The sequence below is a fragment of the Kitasatospora sp. NPDC056731 genome (assembly GCF_040687675.1).
Taxonomy (GTDB): domain Bacteria; phylum Actinomycetota; class Actinomycetes; order Streptomycetales; family Streptomycetaceae; genus Kitasatospora.
In genome coordinates, this window is the sequence record NZ_JBFBNR010000002.1 from 239,617 (window position 1) to 254,510 (window position 14,894).

13 protein-coding genes and 1 pseudogene are annotated in these 14,894 nt (G+C 69.9%); 3 read left to right on the forward strand and 11 right to left on the reverse strand.

Annotation, left to right across the window (positions count from 1 at the left end; translation table 11 throughout):
• Positions 1-96: 96 nt before the first annotated feature.
• A complete protein-coding gene (locus AB0R04_RS03370; protein WP_363367735.1) occupies positions 97-1,461 on the reverse strand; it encodes a nitrate/sulfonate/bicarbonate ABC transporter ATP-binding protein in 1,365 nt (454 codons plus the stop codon).
• A 30-nt stretch (positions 1,462-1,491) separates the two neighbouring features.
• The gene (locus tag AB0R04_RS03375; protein WP_363367737.1) at positions 1,492-3,168 is read right to left on the reverse strand and encodes an ABC transporter permease subunit; all 1,677 of its coding nucleotides are present in this window, start codon (positions 3,166-3,168) and stop codon (positions 1,492-1,494) included.
• Positions 3,169-3,534: 366 nt separating this feature from the next.
• Here AB0R04_RS03375 and AB0R04_RS03380 point away from each other — a divergent pair, with 366 nt between their 5' ends.
• A complete protein-coding gene (locus AB0R04_RS03380) occupies positions 3,535-4,305 on the forward strand; it encodes an XRE family transcriptional regulator (RefSeq protein ID WP_363368015.1) in 771 nt (256 codons plus the stop codon).
• Positions 4,289-4,762 (forward strand): NUDIX domain-containing protein, encoded by a 474-nt coding sequence (locus tag AB0R04_RS03385; protein ID WP_363367739.1) that lies wholly within the window; start codon positions 4,289-4,291, stop codon positions 4,760-4,762. Before AB0R04_RS03380 ends, AB0R04_RS03385 begins: the two co-directional genes overlap by 17 nt.
• Here AB0R04_RS03385 and AB0R04_RS03390 read toward each other — a convergent pair.
• From AB0R04_RS03390 to AB0R04_RS03410, 5 genes are all read right to left on the reverse strand, one after another.
• Complete coding sequence (locus AB0R04_RS03390) at positions 4,750-5,319, reverse strand: HD domain-containing protein (RefSeq protein WP_363367741.1); 570 nt, start codon at positions 5,317-5,319, stop codon at positions 4,750-4,752. The genes AB0R04_RS03385 and AB0R04_RS03390 overlap by 13 nt on opposite strands.
• Positions 5,320-5,469: 150 nt before the next feature.
• Positions 5,470-6,768, reverse strand: coding sequence for a serine--tRNA ligase (serS, locus tag AB0R04_RS03395; RefSeq protein ID WP_363367743.1), 1,299 nt, complete (start codon positions 6,766-6,768; stop codon positions 5,470-5,472).
• Positions 6,769-7,195: 427 nt separating this feature from the next.
• On the reverse strand, positions 7,196-7,639 hold the full coding sequence (locus tag AB0R04_RS03400) for an NUDIX hydrolase (protein WP_363367745.1): 444 nt from the start codon (positions 7,637-7,639) through the stop codon (positions 7,196-7,198).
• 400 nt (positions 7,640-8,039) lie between these two features.
• Positions 8,040-8,765 (reverse strand): class I SAM-dependent methyltransferase, encoded by a 726-nt coding sequence (locus AB0R04_RS03405; protein WP_363367747.1) that lies wholly within the window; start codon positions 8,763-8,765, stop codon positions 8,040-8,042.
• 149 nt (positions 8,766-8,914) lie between these two features.
• Positions 8,915-9,763 (reverse strand): hypothetical protein, encoded by an 849-nt coding sequence (locus tag AB0R04_RS03410; protein WP_363367749.1) that lies wholly within the window; start codon positions 9,761-9,763, stop codon positions 8,915-8,917.
• A gap of 376 nt (positions 9,764-10,139) precedes the next feature.
• Between AB0R04_RS03410 and AB0R04_RS03415 the strand changes: the two are divergent.
• Positions 10,140-10,730 (forward strand): annotated as a pseudogene (locus AB0R04_RS03415) (amino acid permease); the annotation flags it as partial.
• Positions 10,731-10,966: 236 nt separating this feature from the next.
• On the opposite strand, the gene AB0R04_RS03420 reads toward AB0R04_RS03415, so the two are convergent.
• The 4 genes from AB0R04_RS03420 to AB0R04_RS03435 all read right to left on the reverse strand — a co-directional run bounded on the left by AB0R04_RS03420 (position 10,967) and on the right by AB0R04_RS03435 (position 14,887).
• Positions 10,967-12,490 carry a LuxR C-terminal-related transcriptional regulator gene (locus AB0R04_RS03420; protein WP_363367751.1) on the reverse strand — a complete coding sequence of 508 codons (1,524 nt, stop codon included), beginning with the start codon at positions 12,488-12,490 and terminating at the stop codon, positions 10,967-10,969.
• Positions 12,491-12,710: 220 nt separating this feature from the next.
• A complete protein-coding gene (locus AB0R04_RS03425; RefSeq protein WP_363367753.1) occupies positions 12,711-13,223 on the reverse strand; it encodes a helix-turn-helix transcriptional regulator in 513 nt (170 codons plus the stop codon).
• 36 nt (positions 13,224-13,259) lie between these two features.
• A complete protein-coding gene (locus tag AB0R04_RS03430) occupies positions 13,260-14,726 on the reverse strand; it encodes a hypothetical protein (protein WP_363367755.1) in 1,467 nt (488 codons plus the stop codon).
• Positions 14,723-14,887 carry a hypothetical protein gene (locus tag AB0R04_RS03435; protein WP_363367757.1) on the reverse strand — a complete coding sequence of 55 codons (165 nt, stop codon included), beginning with the start codon at positions 14,885-14,887 and terminating at the stop codon, positions 14,723-14,725. The genes AB0R04_RS03430 and AB0R04_RS03435 overlap by 4 nt, the downstream gene beginning before the upstream one ends.
• Between the last annotated feature and the right edge of the window lie 7 nt (positions 14,888-14,894).

Here is a 14,894-nt window from a genome sequence, read left to right on the forward strand (position 1 = left end):
CGGGCCGCCGGACTCCCGGACGGCTGTTCCCGCCGACGTGGTCCGCCTGCTCGCCGACGCGGCGGCCCGCCGGAAGGACTGAGGCACGCACCCCGCCTACAGGGCGTCCTGCGCGCCGGGTTCCAGAGTGAGTTCGCCGTCGCCGGAGTCGTAGTCGAACAGCTCGGCGTAGCGGCCCCAGTCGATGGCGGTGTCCAGCTGGCGGCGCGCGTCCTCGGCGGAAAAACCGCGCCGCAGCAGGTCGAGGAACAACCCTTCGCGCAGGGTGTGATCGTCGGTGGCGGCCAGGGCCTGGACGATGGCCCGCACGAGCGGGGCGCGGCTGGCGGCGTGGTGTGCGAAGAGCTGCTTGCTGGTGAGGATGTCGGCGGCGGCGAACTCGCGGCCGGCGTCGGTGACGCGGATGCGGGGGCCGTCCGTGCGCGCGAGGTCGAGCAGTTCGGCGGCGTCGACCAGGGGCAGGAGGTCGTCGATCTCGAAGTTGAGTTCGTCGGCGATCTCCGCCAGGCCGTCCTCGCCGCCGCGGGCGACGAGGATTTCCAGCAGGCCCGCCAGCCCGCCGACGCTGACCTCCGGCAGCGGCGCGCTGGTCGGGGTCGGGGCGGGCCGCTCAGCACCACCGGTCGTCGCAGGCTCTACTGCGGCGACGGCAGCTTCCTCCCGGCCGGTGAGGATGCCGTAGACGGTGTCGACGATGGATTCGAAGTGCTGGTCCTGGCGGTTGCGGGGGCGGGGCAGGTCGACGCGCAGTTCGGCCTGGATGCGGCCGGGGTTGGCGGCCAGCACGAGGATGCGGTCGGCCAACAGGACGGCTTCCTCGATGTTGTGGGTGACGATCAGGATCGACTTGACCGGCGCCTCATGCCCTTCCCACAGGCCGACCAGCTCGTTGCGCAGGTTCTCGGCGGTCAGCACGTCCAGGGCGGAGAACGGCTCGTCCATCAGCAGCGCGTCCGGTTCGACGACCAGGGCGCGGGCGAAGCCGACGCGCTGGCGCATGCCACCGGACAGTTCCTTGGGGTAGGCGGACTCGAAGCCGTCCAGACCGATCAGGTCGATCGCCTTCAGCGCCCGCTCGCGCCGCTCCTGTTCACCGACGCCCTGGGCGTGCAGGCCCAGCTCGACGTTCTGCTGCACGGTGAGCCAGGGCAGCAGAGCGAAGGACTGGAAGACCATCGACACACCCGGGTTGGCACCGGTCAGCGGCTCGCCCCGGTAGGCGACGGTGCCCGAGGACGGGGCGATCAGCCCGGCGATGCACCGCAGCAGGGTCGACTTGCCGGAGCCGGACTTGCCCAGCAGCGCGACGATCTCGCCCTCCGCCAGGTGGAAGCCGATGTCGTCCAGGACCGGCAGCTCCCGGCCGTCGGGGGTGGTGAACGTCTTGGTCACCCGCTCGGCCCGCACGATCGTGGCGCCGGTCGGGAGGGGGCCGGGGGTGCGCGGGTGGTCGGTGGTCACGGGTCCTGCCTCGCTCGCTGGTACGAAAGGTCAGAGGGAGTAGCGGGTCTCGGCGATGCGGTAGAGGCGGCGCCAGAACAGCCGGTTGAGGGCGACGACGTACAGGCTCATCACCACGATGCCGACCAGGATCTTCGGGAAGTCCCCGGTGGCGGTGGCCTGGGTGATGTAGGAGCCGAGGCCGGTGGCGGTCAGCGTGTGGGAGCCGTAGGTCACGACCTCCGCGACGATGGAGGCGTTCCACGCTCCGCCGGCCGCCGTGATCCCGCCGGTGACGTAGGAGGGGAAGATCGCGGGCAGGATGAAGGTGCGCCACTTCAGTCTCCCGCCGACGTGGAAGGTGGTCATCGCCTCGCGCAGGTCGGTGGGGATGGCCGAGGCGCCGGCGATCACGTTGAACAGGATGTACCACTGCGCGCCCAGCGCCATCAGCAGAATCGCGCCGACGTTCAGCGAGATGCCCAGCGCGACGAACGCGGCGGTGGCGAACGGGAAGACGAAGTTCGCCGGGAAACTCGCCAGGACCTGCACCACGGGCTGGGCGAAGCGGGTCACCCGCGGGTTCATGCCGATCCACACGCCGATCGGCACCCACACCACCGTCGCGAACGCGATCAGGATGATGACCCGGCTGAAGGTCGCCGCTCCCAGGGCCAGCGCGTGTCCGAACTCCGCGAGCCCCACCGTGGATCTGACGTAGGCGAACGCCTTCCACGCCCCGAGGAGCACCAGCACGCTGACCGCACCGGCGAAGAACACGTCCCCCGTCCGCTCGCGCGCCGCCGACCCGCCGATCGGGTGCTCGGCCAGCCCGAACGGCCGGCTCGCCCGGTCCAGCGCGCGGCCGATCGGCAGCAACGGGCGCCCGAGCCGTTCGGGGACGCTTGAGCGGCGCAACAGGTCGAGCATCAGACTGCGGGGGCGCTCGGCGGCTTCCGACTCCTCCACCCGGAACCGCTCCGACCAGGCGACCATGGGCCGCCAGAACAGCACGTTCACGCCCATCACCATGACCACCATCACGGCGATCGCGATGCCGACCTGGCCCAGGTTGCCGGCGGCGATGGCCGCCGCGGCGTATGACCCCATGCCGGGCAGCGCGTAGCGGTGGTTGAGGACGCTGATGGTCTCGGAGGCGGCGAGGAAGAACCAGGCGCCGCCGAAGCTCATCATGCCGTTCCACACCAGCGGGATCATCCCGGAGGGCACGTCGAGCTGCCAGAACCGCTGCCACTTCGTCAGCCGCATCACCCGCGCGGCCTCGTCCAGCTCCTTGGGCTGGGAGACGAGGGAGTAGTAGAAGGCGAAGGTCATGTTCCAGGCCATCGCGGTGAAGATCGCGAAGATCGAGGCGCACTCCAGGCCCAGGATCGAGCCGGGGAACAGGGCGATGAACGCGGTCACCGTCACCGACAGGAAGCCCAGCACCGGCACGGACTGCAGGATGTCCAGCACTGGCAGCAGCACTTTGTCCGCCCGCCGAAGCCGTGCCGCGGCGGTGGCGTACACGAAGGTGAACACCACCGACGCCACCAGCGCCGCGAACATCCGCACCAGCGAGCGCACCGCGTAGTACGGCAGGTTCGCCGGGTCCGTCGACACCGTGTCAGGAGCCGTGCTGGGCAGGAACGGCGCGTTCAGTGACGGGGCGAGCCGCAGCAGACCGTACAGGAACGCGACCAGTGCCACGACCACCAGCACGTCCACCCACCGGAATGCCGGCCGCCGCCACACCCCCCGCGAGGGGAACCCGCCCGGACCCGCCACCTGGCCTCCCGTGTCACCGTCGGCTCGCTGCCTCGGCCAGGAAACCATGCCCGGGAAACTCCGGACGAGTCCCCGCCGAGCGACACGCGAACACTCACCGACAGAAGATCCAGAGCAGCCGAGGCGTTCCTCACCCGGCGCCCACGTCCTCCTGGCCGAGTTGCCCGCTGCTCTCCACCCGCTGGGCGACCGGGCCGGCCGCAGCCGCGAGCATGGTACCGGTGATTTGTTAAACCGGGGAGTAGAGATCAAGGGCGTGGCCGGTGCCAACGGCGTCGATCAGGGCTTGGAGTTCGGGTGGTGGGGGTGCGTTGGTCCAGGCTCGCCAGCAGCGTCGGCGGCGTGCCCCCTGCGGCACTCGCGACGGTCTGCGAGGTGGACCCCAAGACTGTCACCCGTTGGTTAGGCGGTCGGGTACCCCATGCCCGTCACCGGTGGACTGTTGCGCATCACCTCCGGGTGGACGAGACCTTCCTCTGGCCGGATCCCCATCCTCGGGCCGCACAGGTCACCGGTCCCGGTGCCGGCCTCGTGGCCACCTACCCCGACCGTGCCAGCGTCCCGCGGGAGATGTGGCTCTCCCTGCTGCTGGAGGCTGAGCAGGTCATCGACGTGCTGGTGTTCTCGGGGACGTTCTTCGCCCAGTCGAACCCGCGCATCGCCACGATGCTGGCGCAGGGCGCGGTTGCCGGGGTGAAGGTCAGGCTGTGCTTCGGTGACCCGCAGGGCCGCGCGGTGGCGATCCGCGGACGTGAGGAGGGCATCGGCGACGCCCTCGCAGCGAAGATCGGCGCCTCGCTGACCTACTACCGGCCGCTGCTGGGCACGCACGGCTGCGAGATCCGCCTGCACGACACCACGTTGTACAACTCACTGTTCCGCTATGACGACGACCTGCTGGTCAACCCGCACGTCTGGGGCCAGCCGGCGTCCGCGAACCCGCTGTTGCACCTTCAGAAGGGCGGCGGGCTGGGCTGGTTCGACAGCTATGCTTCGAGCTTCGACGTGGTCTGGGACTCCGCCCGGCCGTGGACCGACGACGCACAGGAGAGCCAGTCCCATGGCCGGCAGGACTGAGTACTACGGCGATCCGGACGCACCGGCCGCGAACTCGCTGGTCCCTGCGAGCAACCTGCTCGTGCAGAACGAGGCTGGCGAGATCCTGCTGCAACGCCGACGTGACACCGGACAGTGGGCGCTGCCCGGCGGGAAGCAGGACATCGGCGAGTCCGCCGCCGATTGCGCGGTGCGTGAGTGCGAGGAGGAGACCGGGATCAAGGCGGAGATCACCGGTCTCCTCGGGGTCTACTCCAATCCGGAGCACATCGTCGTCTACAGCAGCAACGGTGAGGCTCGCCAGCAGTTCGAGGTGGCGTACATCGGCCGCCCGGTCGGTGGTACTCCGACGATCAACGATGAGGCCGACGGTGTGCGCTGGGTGCCTCCGGGCGACCTGGACGAGTACGACATCCACCCGAGCATGCGCCAGCAGATCGGCCACTACCTCAGCGGTCGGTACCCCTACCTCGGCTGACTCGCGGCAGCAAGCCGGTGTTCGGTGCGGGCTACCGCCGCCTCGATCTCCGGTTGTGCGCGCTGGATGAACCGTCCCACCAGCGTGCCGGCTCCATACCGGGTGAGGATCTCCGCTACGCGGCCACGGGCGCTGGTCGGCGTTCCATCGGGGGTGGTGGTCATGTCGCAGAGGATCAGGGCGTCAACCAGCACCTGGTCAGCGAGCATCGGGAACTCGTGCTCCAGGGTCTGGCGGAGCCCGCGTTCCTCAGCTTCCAGCAGGGCGAGCGAGTGGTTGGCCACCAGCTGCACAAGCCGCGCGTCTGCGCCGAGCTGGTCCCGCAGGAACCTCGCACCGTCGAGTGGATGAAAGCCAGTCAAGGCCAGGCGAGGTGCGTAGCCGACATCGTGGAGCACCGCGGCGGCGACCAGCAGGCCATCATCCGGCCCGGCGACCGCGGCCAGTTGCTCGGCTTGGCGTGCAACCCCCTGGGAGTGCGACCACCGCCTCGGCAGGGTGTCCGCCAGCTCCTGCTCGGCGATCCGCCGCGCCCACTGTGGCAAGGTCTCCGTCACGGTGTCAGCCTCCCCGTCTGGCGCCTTGTCCATGCACTGCTGCAAGAGGGCACGCACTGCCTGGGCCACCGCCGATAGCGGCGGCCCAGGCAGTGGCCTCTCCTACGCGGCAGGCCCGGATGTGCTGTTCCAGGCCTGCCGCCGGTACGACTACCTGGGTGCTGCTGGGGTCAGGGACTTGCAGCCGAGCCAGCGCTGCAGCACCGCCGGCACCGCGACGGTGCCGTCCGGCTGCTGGTGCTGTTCCAGCAGGGCCGGCACCAGGCGGCTGGTGGCCAGCCCTGAGCCGTTGAGGGTGTGCACGTAGGCGGCCTTTCCTGCCGCGGGGCGGTAGCGGATGTTGCCGCGCCGGGCCTGGTAGTCCCGGGCGTTCGATACCGAGCTCACCTCGACGTAGCCGTCGATGCTGGGCAGCCAGACCTCGACGTCGAAGGTCTTGGCCATCGACGCGCTGGTGTCCTCGGCAGCCAGCCGGGTGATTCGGTGGTGAAGGCCGAGTGCCTCGACCAAGTTGGCTGCCTTGGTCAGGAGTTCCTGGTGGGCAGCATCAGAGTGGTCAGGGTGTGCGAACTGGAACATCTCGACCTTGTTGAACTGGTGGCCGCGAAGGGTTCCCCGGTCGGCGGCGCGGTAGCTGCCGGCCTCGCGCCGGTAGCAGGGAGAGTAGGCGACGTACTTGCGCGGGAGTTCGGCCTCCGTCAGGACCTCGTCGCGGTGGAGGTTGACCAGGGCGGTCTCCGAGGTCGGCAGCAGGAACCGCTGCGGCCCAGCCGGACCCTGTTCGAGGGCGAAGACGTCCTCGGCGAACTTGGGGAACTGGCCTGCGGTGTAGCTGGCCTGATAGGTCAGCAGGTGGGGCGGCAGGATCAGCTCGTAGCCGTCCTGAACGTGGGTCTCGATGAAGAAGTTGAGCAGCGCCCATTCGAGGAGCGCGCCGTTGCCGCGGTAGACCCAGTTGCCGGTGCCACCGAGCTTGACGCCGCGCTCGTAGTCGATCAGCCCGAGCCGGCGGGCCAGATCGACGTGGTTCTGAGGCTCGAAGTCGAAGTCCGGCCGGGCACCGTGCTCGCGGACGACCTGGTTCTGCTCCTTGCCGCCGGTCGGCACGTCCTCGTCGGGCAGGTTGGGCAGCTGGTCGAGGAACGCCTGGCGTTCGCCGGCCAGGGCTGTGAGCTGCTCCTCCAAGGCGGCAAGGCGGGTGCCGAGTTCGGTTGCCGCGGTGCGTTTGGCGACGGCGGCTGGGTCCGCCGGGTTGAGCCGCGCGATCTCGCGAGAGATCTGCTTGCGCTCGGCGCGTAGCGTCTCGACCTCGGTCGTGCCGTGCCGGTACTTCTCGTCCAGGGCGAGGAAGGCGGTGAGGTCGATGTGAATGGCTCGCTTCGCCAATGCGCGTTCGACGCGCTGGGGGTGCTCGCGGATCACGGTGATGTCCAGCATTTCGGGTCCCATCGATCAGTCGGAGTCCGACGTGATCCCTTGGGGGCGTGGGCGAGAAGGGAACTCGCGGTGCCACCACGCCTTCGCCGTCACCCAGAGATGACGGCCTCGACAGCTCGATGACGGGAGCGAACCGGCGGGGCATTGGGCCGCAGCCGACCGTTCCTCCCCGCACTCAGGAGGGGATTCACCACTGGACGCGAGGCTGCCTTCCCAGCTGCCGGCAGCTCTCTCGGCTCGCGTGCCCTGCGGCTACTTGTCTCCGTCAGCGCGTTGCCCAGAGGATAGAACGCCCGGGGCGCCGCGAGCAACGCAGAATCGCCGTCCAGATTCGGCCGATCACCCTGAGCGACGTCACGGTGATGGGTGCGGATCGTTGTCGTGCCAGCTCAGCAGCCCCCTGCCGCCCGTTCTCGTGAGGGCCGGCTGCCGAAGCGGATCAGCGCTGCTCGGCCAGCGCGATCAGCCCGCGCACCGCGTCCGAGACGTTCGGCAGGGCGTCCGGCCTTGCCCAGACGAAGTCGTCGTGCTCGCTCAGGATGATGGGCTCGGCGCTTGGCGCGGTGGCGGTGAAGGCGTACTGCCGGCCTCGCTGCCCCGTGCGGTTGGTGTAGTCGACGGAGCCGAGGTAGCTAGTGATCGTTACCGCCAGGCCGCACTCCTCCAGGGTCTCCCGTAGAGCGGCCTCCTCCACGCTCTCACCGGGTTCCACGCCTCCGGACGGAAGCTCGTACGGGCCCGCCATGCAGTCGCCCTGCTTCCGCCGAAGGAGCAGGACCCGGCCACGGTCGCGGATCAGGCACCCGGCGCCGAAGCGCTCGATGCCGTCACGAGCAGCATCCTCCACGGGGGCCAGGACGGATGGCGGGATGCTGCGGCACATGCGCTGCTCCTCAGGTCCGGACCGCTCAGGGCGAGCAGGGCTGTTACGGGCTGGGCTGCCGGGCCTATCCCGCGTGGGTGGCAGCGCGGAGCCGGGTCCCACCCCACTGCGAACGGTGGCGGGACCGGATCGAGGGACCCAGCGAGGGAGGTGCATGCTGTCCGTGCTGCCCATTGGTAGGAGCCCCCAAGGCGCGATGACGTTACGCCCAAGGGCCCAACCGCCGTATTCACGAAGACGGCGAGTTCGAAGCTGACGATGGGCCAGGCTCTGGCCTCCGTGCCATCGCTACGCGCGATGGCTGGCTGTTCGCCGACGGTGCCGGCCTGCCGAGAAGAACACGCTGTCTATCAGGGCGCCGGACGTCCCGTGCCCCCGATGTCGGCAGCGAAACGCTTACTCAAGCGTTGGCCAGCCATAGACCCTTGTACTGGATCTTGGGGTGCCGGTGGTCTCTTGTGGTGGTACCGGCCGGGGTGTAGCCGCAAGACCGCAGTAGGTCCGCCGTTGTGACTTGGTGCCGTTCCTCGTTGTAGACGCCGATGATCAGTCGGCCGCCCGGGGCGACGACATGGTCCAGCAGATGGGCCACGTACGCTCCACGCAGGTCCGTCGGCACGTAGTCCAGGCCGGTGCGGACGGCGTCGAAGCGATGTGGAGGCTTCCAGCCCATCGCGTTGGCGGTCCAGATTCGACGCGCCCACTGCGGGCAGCGGGTTCGGGCGAGGTCAGCGAGGGTGGTGGAGATCTCCACTCCGTAGGGCTCGATGATGATCCCTGCTTCAGCCGCCCAGTCGGTCAGGCTCTCCATCAGGTGTCCGTTGGCGCACCCGACGTCGAGGAACGTCCCACCGTGGGGCGGGAGCAGGTCGACGAGCAGGCTGCGGGCTTCTCGCCAGTGGGTCTCGTCGCCGCTGTGGCCGGACTGGGCCCGCGGGTTGTCGCCGTTGAGGTAGGCCGGCTCGATGACGTCCAGGACAGCGGAGTGCCACTCGGTGGCCGTGATCTCGCCTGCCTGGTATGTCTCATCGATGGGTGCCAGATCGATCCAACCCCGCTCCTTCGCGCTCGCGATGTCCTCGGTGTCGGCGTCGTGACGGCCCGGAGGAAGCGTGGTGGGGTCCATGTCTAGTCCTTCCCAGTTCGGTGACGATGGTGCGGTAGCAGCACGGCTAACGTTCAGCGCACCACTCTGCACCAGTCCAACCTCGTGCCGATGCGCTGCTCCGCCTGCTCCAGCATGTGATGGACGGGCCCCTGCCGGAGGTCCATGGCCTACCGGACGAGGCCGGGGTCCGTGCCCTGCGGCGGGGTAACCCCAGTCAGCTCACATGCCCGGTCAGCGAGGAGAGGCGCAAGTTCTGGGTAGTACCCCCGATCGACAGCCTGGAGCATCTCTGCGAGAGCGATCAGCTGACCGACACGTCCGGCGGGAGTGTCGAGGATGTCGGAGAACTCCGCACGGATTCGGTCCGCGACCTCGGGGACGAGGAGGCTGCTGACCCACAGGACGGCGGGATCGTAGCCGACTGGGACCAGTCCCCAGCGTTCCCAGTCCAGGATCTTGAGCGGTTGGGCGGTCAGGTTTGCCCACTGCAGGTCTCCGTGGCCGGTGACCCGTTCGACGCTCGCGGGGGCCGGGATGCCGAGGTACTTCGGGAAGACCTCATCGATCCAGGTCGGCCGCAAGGTGATCTTCGCGCCGGGTGCTTCCGCGATGTCGGCCAACGCGCCCTTAAGGGCGATCCACCAGCCGTCATCCAGGCCGTGGTCGTCGCGAAGGTCGGGGGTGGAGGAGACCGCGGGACCTACCAGGTCGAAAACGTCGGCCTGGTAGAACCAGCCGGTCTCGGTCGAGTCCGCGGTGTTGTGGAGCCGGGGTCGCGGGACGGATGCGGGGATGAGCTGTTCCGCGCCGAGGGCTCCCTGACCGGTCGATCGGGGCGCCCGGTGATGGCTGCTTCTGGAGACGCGGAGCCAGATGCTCTCGGCTCGCCGGCCGATGGTGGTTCCGGAGGTGCCGAAGACCGCCGGTCCGGTGCACACGAGACCGAGGAAGGCCGCTGCCTTGTCGTGCGCTGCCATCAGGTTGCGCCGGGTGTCATCATCCGGCTGAAAGGACATCGAGCACCGTCCTGAGTCGCTTTTCGGGGACCGGTTCGGCGAGCGCCGCTCTCGCATCCTCCCAGTGCCGGCGGGTGCTGGTCGAGGTGAGGACAACATCGAGCGCCGGGCACGCTCCAACGACCTGGAACGCGGCGGCGTGCGGCGTCGATCCTGGCGCGATGAGATTCACCAGCTCAGGTGTCATCAGGACCGGCAGTCCACCGCCGTGAAGTGGGGCGGACGCGAACGTGGTGATTCCGGCGTCGCGCGCATGGATCAACGGCCCGTCACCGCCGAGGGTCATGACAAGCGGTTCGGCTATGACAAGGCTGACCGGCATCTGCACGCCGGCGAGGTGGTGATCCGTCGACCCGGCGGCCTCATGGGCCAATCCGGCCAGCTCAGGACCACCGGGGCGAAGGCCCTGCTGCCGATCGTGATCGGTGCCCAGTTTTTCTGCGGATCCGCCGAGGTCACCGCGTGCTCGCGGATGGTCTACGCGTTCTCCCGGGACAACGCGCTGCCGGGCTCGGCGACTTGGCGCCGGGTGTCGTCGCGCAGGGTTCCGGTACCGGCGGTGTGGCTGTCGGTGGCGGTGGCGTTCGTCGTGGCGGTGCCGTCGATGTGGAACGCGGCGGCGTACGGGGCGGTCACCGCCGTCAACGTCATCGGGATGACGCCGTCGTACATCGTGCCCGTCTACCTGCGGCTGCGGCAGCGGGACCATTTCGTCCCGGGGCCGTGGAACCTGGGCCGGTGCAGCCGGCCAGTCGGGATCGCCGCGGTGGCGTGGGTGGTCGTGCTCACGGTGCTGGTGTGCCTGCCGCAGCGCTACCCGGTGACCATGGAGACGTTCAACTACGCCCCCATCACCCTGCTGGTGGTCCTGGCGCTGGCGGCGCTGTGGCGGCTGGCCGGCAAGCGGTTCTCCGTGCCGGTCGTCCAGGATCCGCAGCTGGCCGCGGTCGAGAAGCGGATCGTATGAGGCCACGGACGTGCGCCCGGTGAGCCCCGAGGCCCCGTCCGCCGACACCACCGCGCCGGTCGGCCGGCTGCCGGAGCTGGTGGAGGTTTTCGGCCTGGACACCGTGATGCTGGCCACCGTCGGGAGGCCGGGCGCCTGAATGTGGCGCACAGAGGTGGCGGTGGGGGTCACCGGGCGCAGGTTCGTGGCCCGGTGGGGCCGGGTGCGGCGGGTGCGGCGGGTGTGCACAGCGGGGGTCAGCGCGCGGGTTGAGGGCACTTCGGTTCCAAGTGGACGGGGACGGCGGGAGGTTCGGCCAGGGCGACGGTGCCGGTGGCCAGGGCGATGGCGGCGGCGTGGGTACGGCTTCGGCGCGGGGAGAGCGCCCGTACCACGTGCGCCTCGGCGGCGCGGGCCTCCCGCAGGCTCAGACCGACACCGCGCGCCCCGGCTGCGCTGAGCGTGCCGGTGCAGATCAGGGCGAGGACGGCCCGCCCCGCTTGGTCCAGTTCGGGTAGACGCTCAGGTGCGTCGATCCGCCCGGGGTCGATCAGCGAGGCCGAGATCAGCCGGGCGACCAGGTGGGCGTCGTCCACCACGGCCCACCGGCGGCGTAGGCAGGCCAGGCTGTTCTGGACGAAGTACTCCCCGGTGTGGAACCGCCGGGCGATCTCGGGGACGGTCAGCCCCTGAGCGGCCAGTTCGGCGATCTGCCGCTCCCGCTCGGTGATCTCGGGCACCGGGGCACGCCGGGGCTCCGCCCTTGGGATGACGGTCGCGGTGGTCAGGACCTGGCGGGGCCCGGCCGCCGCTGCCACGGGAGCCTGATCGACTGTGCACACCACCAAGACCTCGTCCATGGTCACACCGAGTTGGTGGGCGGCTGCCACGTAGGCGGCGGTGCCGTCACCCGCGCCCTGACGTACGGCGGACGACCAGGCGCAGGCAAGGCCCACCACCGAGACGGCGCCAACCGGATCAGCGGCCGCACGCGGCATCACCAGGGCACATGGGATGCCGAGCGCCAATGCCTGGTGCGCCAGACGAACGACAGGCGGCGCGGCTTCTCGGGGCGCTGCCCCGGCGAGGACCTCCAGCAGAGGCGGAGTCGATGGGAGCCCGGCCAGAACCCCCAGATGGACGACGAGGCCGCGTACGGACCGCAGGGCGTCGCCGAGCCGTAGCACCTGGCCGGAGTCATGCCCGGGATTGGGCGGGGCATCGCCTACGGGTCGGACGGTACGGCGCATGGATATACGGCCCGTTGCTGCTTTCTCTCGCGAATCGGTGTGGCCCTGGCCCGAAACAGCCGCCGTGGGTGTGGTGAGGCTGGTGAGGGTGTCGCCAGCGGGGTCGATCAGTTGGTGTGCAAACGCCTGTCGAACGGCAACGACGCGTTGTTGGACGGCCAGGGCATTCAACACGTTCTCCTCGTAGTGCTCCGCCGCGCTCTCAGAGACGTCCAGCGCGCGGGCGACGTCGAGTCGGATCCCGCCGACCGCCCATATGCGCAGGACCAGCACCTGCTCGTCCGTCAGAACCGGCGGCTCTCCCTCCGGTCTGGTGAGGGTGAGCTGGCCGGACTGCCAGGCCCGTACGAAGGCGTGAAGCCGGCCCGCCGCGCCCAGGCGGTCGTACGACTGGGACAGGTACCGCTTGACGGTCTCGACGCTCATTTGCAAGGCCTTGGCGATCTCGGCGTTCCTCATCCCCTCACCGACCAGCTCCAGAACCGCGACATGGTGCGCGGTCAACGTCGTGGACGGACCGATGACCTTCATCGGTCCGCCCCCGTGTCTCCGATGGGGACGAGCAGGAGGGGGTCTGCGAGCGCCAGGACCAGGCCGCCGACAAGGATCACGCTCAGCAGGACCGTCGGTCCCTGCAGCACCGCCTGGCCGTTGCGGAACTCCGCTGTGGTCGCCACCCCGGTCGCGAGCACGAGCAGAAGGCCGGATGCCCCCAGGAGCGCACCCGAGAGCCGACTCGCGCCGCGCGGCATCAGTGCGCCCCAGCCGGTTGCGGAACCTCGCTGAGCCTCATGTCCGGCCAGCTGTCGCCGAGGGCCCGCAACGACACCAGGTCGTCGAGCACAGCCACCGCCGCCGCCTGCTCGCGGCTCCGGACCCCGAGCGTGGTCAGGATGGTCTGGGTGTAGGTCCGAACCGTGTTTGCGGTCAGGCCCAGCCGCTTCGCCGTGGCCACCACATCCTCACCGGCGGCGAGGCCGGCCAGGATCTCCATGTGGCGAGGCGGCAGCGTCTTGCCGGTGGGGTTCCTCACGTGCGTGTCCTCGCGCCGCACCAACCCCCAGCTCGCGCCCAGGGCGGCGGCGTGGAAACGCTTCGTCGTGCCGATCTTGGTCAGCAGCATGCTGATAGCGGCTCCGACGCCGCCTTCATGGATCCCGGTGGCGCGGCCGATCGCGGGGTGCAGGCCGCCGCCGGCCACCTGTCGCAAGAGAAGGACGTCGGCGTCGGAAAGGGCCGGCTTGATGGGAAGGGAAATAGGCATGGTAGAACTCCGGGAGAACGGGGTTGGAGGAGGCGGTTACTGAGCTGGCCGCAGACGGTCGAGAGCGGCGAGCAGCGCGGGGCCGATCTGCTGGGCGGCGTGGGGGCCGATGGTCAGGATCAGGTCGCCGCTCTGAACGAGGGAGGTGACCAAGGCCTCGGGGCCGGGTTGGTGAGGGCCGGACTCGTAGCGGATGACCGAGCCCGTGGAACTGGCGCCGAGGATGGTCTCGATCCCGTCGGCGTGGTCCTGGCGGCGGGGGAACGTCGAGTGGACGGGCAGCAGAACGGTCTGGTCCGCGGCGGTCAGGGCGTCGGCGATCAGACCTGCGAGGGCGTTCGACCGCAGGTGGCCGGAAGGCTCGTACACGGCGACCACCGTGCCCTCGGTGAGCATCCGGGCACCCTGGAGGTCCGCGGCGATCTCCTTCGGGTGCACAGCCCTGGACTCCACGACATCGACGCCGCATTTCGAACCGAGCCGGGTCAGCGACCGTTCGACGCCGGCGAACGTACCCAACCCGTCGATCAGTTCGGCACCGGGAACGCCAAGTGCCCAGCCTGCGGCGAACGCCGCCGTCACGGCCATGGCGGAGTTCGTCCCGGCGACCGGCACGGTGAAAGTGTGGCGCTCGCCCCCGGCCTGAACGGTGACTCGGTGGTCCTCCCCGGTCCAGAGCCTCCCGAGGGCCTGCACGTCCACATCAGTGCCTCGGCCGACGGTCACTACCCTCGGCCCCGGTCGACGGCGGAGCCGGTCCGCGAGCTCCTGGCAGCCGGGCTGGGCGGCCCACAGCACTACTGCCGCGCTCCGTCGGGCGAGGACCTCCATCTGGTCCATCGCCTCCGCCTGGTTCCAGAAGCACGGTGGTGCCGCGTCCACGGCAGTCACCAGCGTCACGGTCGGACTCAGGCCCTCGCCCAAGGTGCGCCAGCGCCATCCAGGTGGCGAGGTCTCATGGCAGGAGCTGTCCGGGCACAGGTCCACCACCAAGACCTCCCCGGCACCGTCGTGGCCGATGAAGTCGCCCACCGGCGCCTCGGTGAGGATCCACCCGGGATCGAGGCTGGTGAGCGCACGGGTGAGCGCGGCGGCGGCCATGGTCGTGGAGTGGCTGCCCGCGACGGCTACGGTGGTCGGTGCCGTGCCGGCCACCAACTCGACCGCCCGCGCGTAGCCCATGACGGGAAGGCCACGACCAAGGGCGTGGTCCAGCACGTCGCGGACCGCAGCATTGTCCCCGCCCCAGATCATCGAGGCCGTGCCCGGGTTCGCCGTTCGCAGCCCGGCACCAGCGCGTCCGAGGCGCTGCAGCAGCTCTGAGCGAGGGCCGGCGTGTGACGGCGAGGCCGTCACCTTCGCGTGCCGCCGGGCGAGGTAGGAGGTCAACCCGGCCATGCCGGGACTGTGCGGGTCGGGGAAGTGGACGGCCGAGAGGACGGTGGGCAGCGGCAAGGGGCGTGCCGGCGTCTCGGAGGTGACCGCCGTCGAAGTCGCGCTCATGCTGCGACCGCCACGGCGAGTCCGTCGTCCGCCAGTTGGACGAGGCGGAAGGCGATCTCTCCCAAGTGGCTGTTGTCCGTCGTAGCGCACACCACGGCGAGCATCGAGCCGTCGCTGGCGCCGACCAGAATCAGCGTGCGGCCGAAGCGGTCCTCGACCACGGCGTGG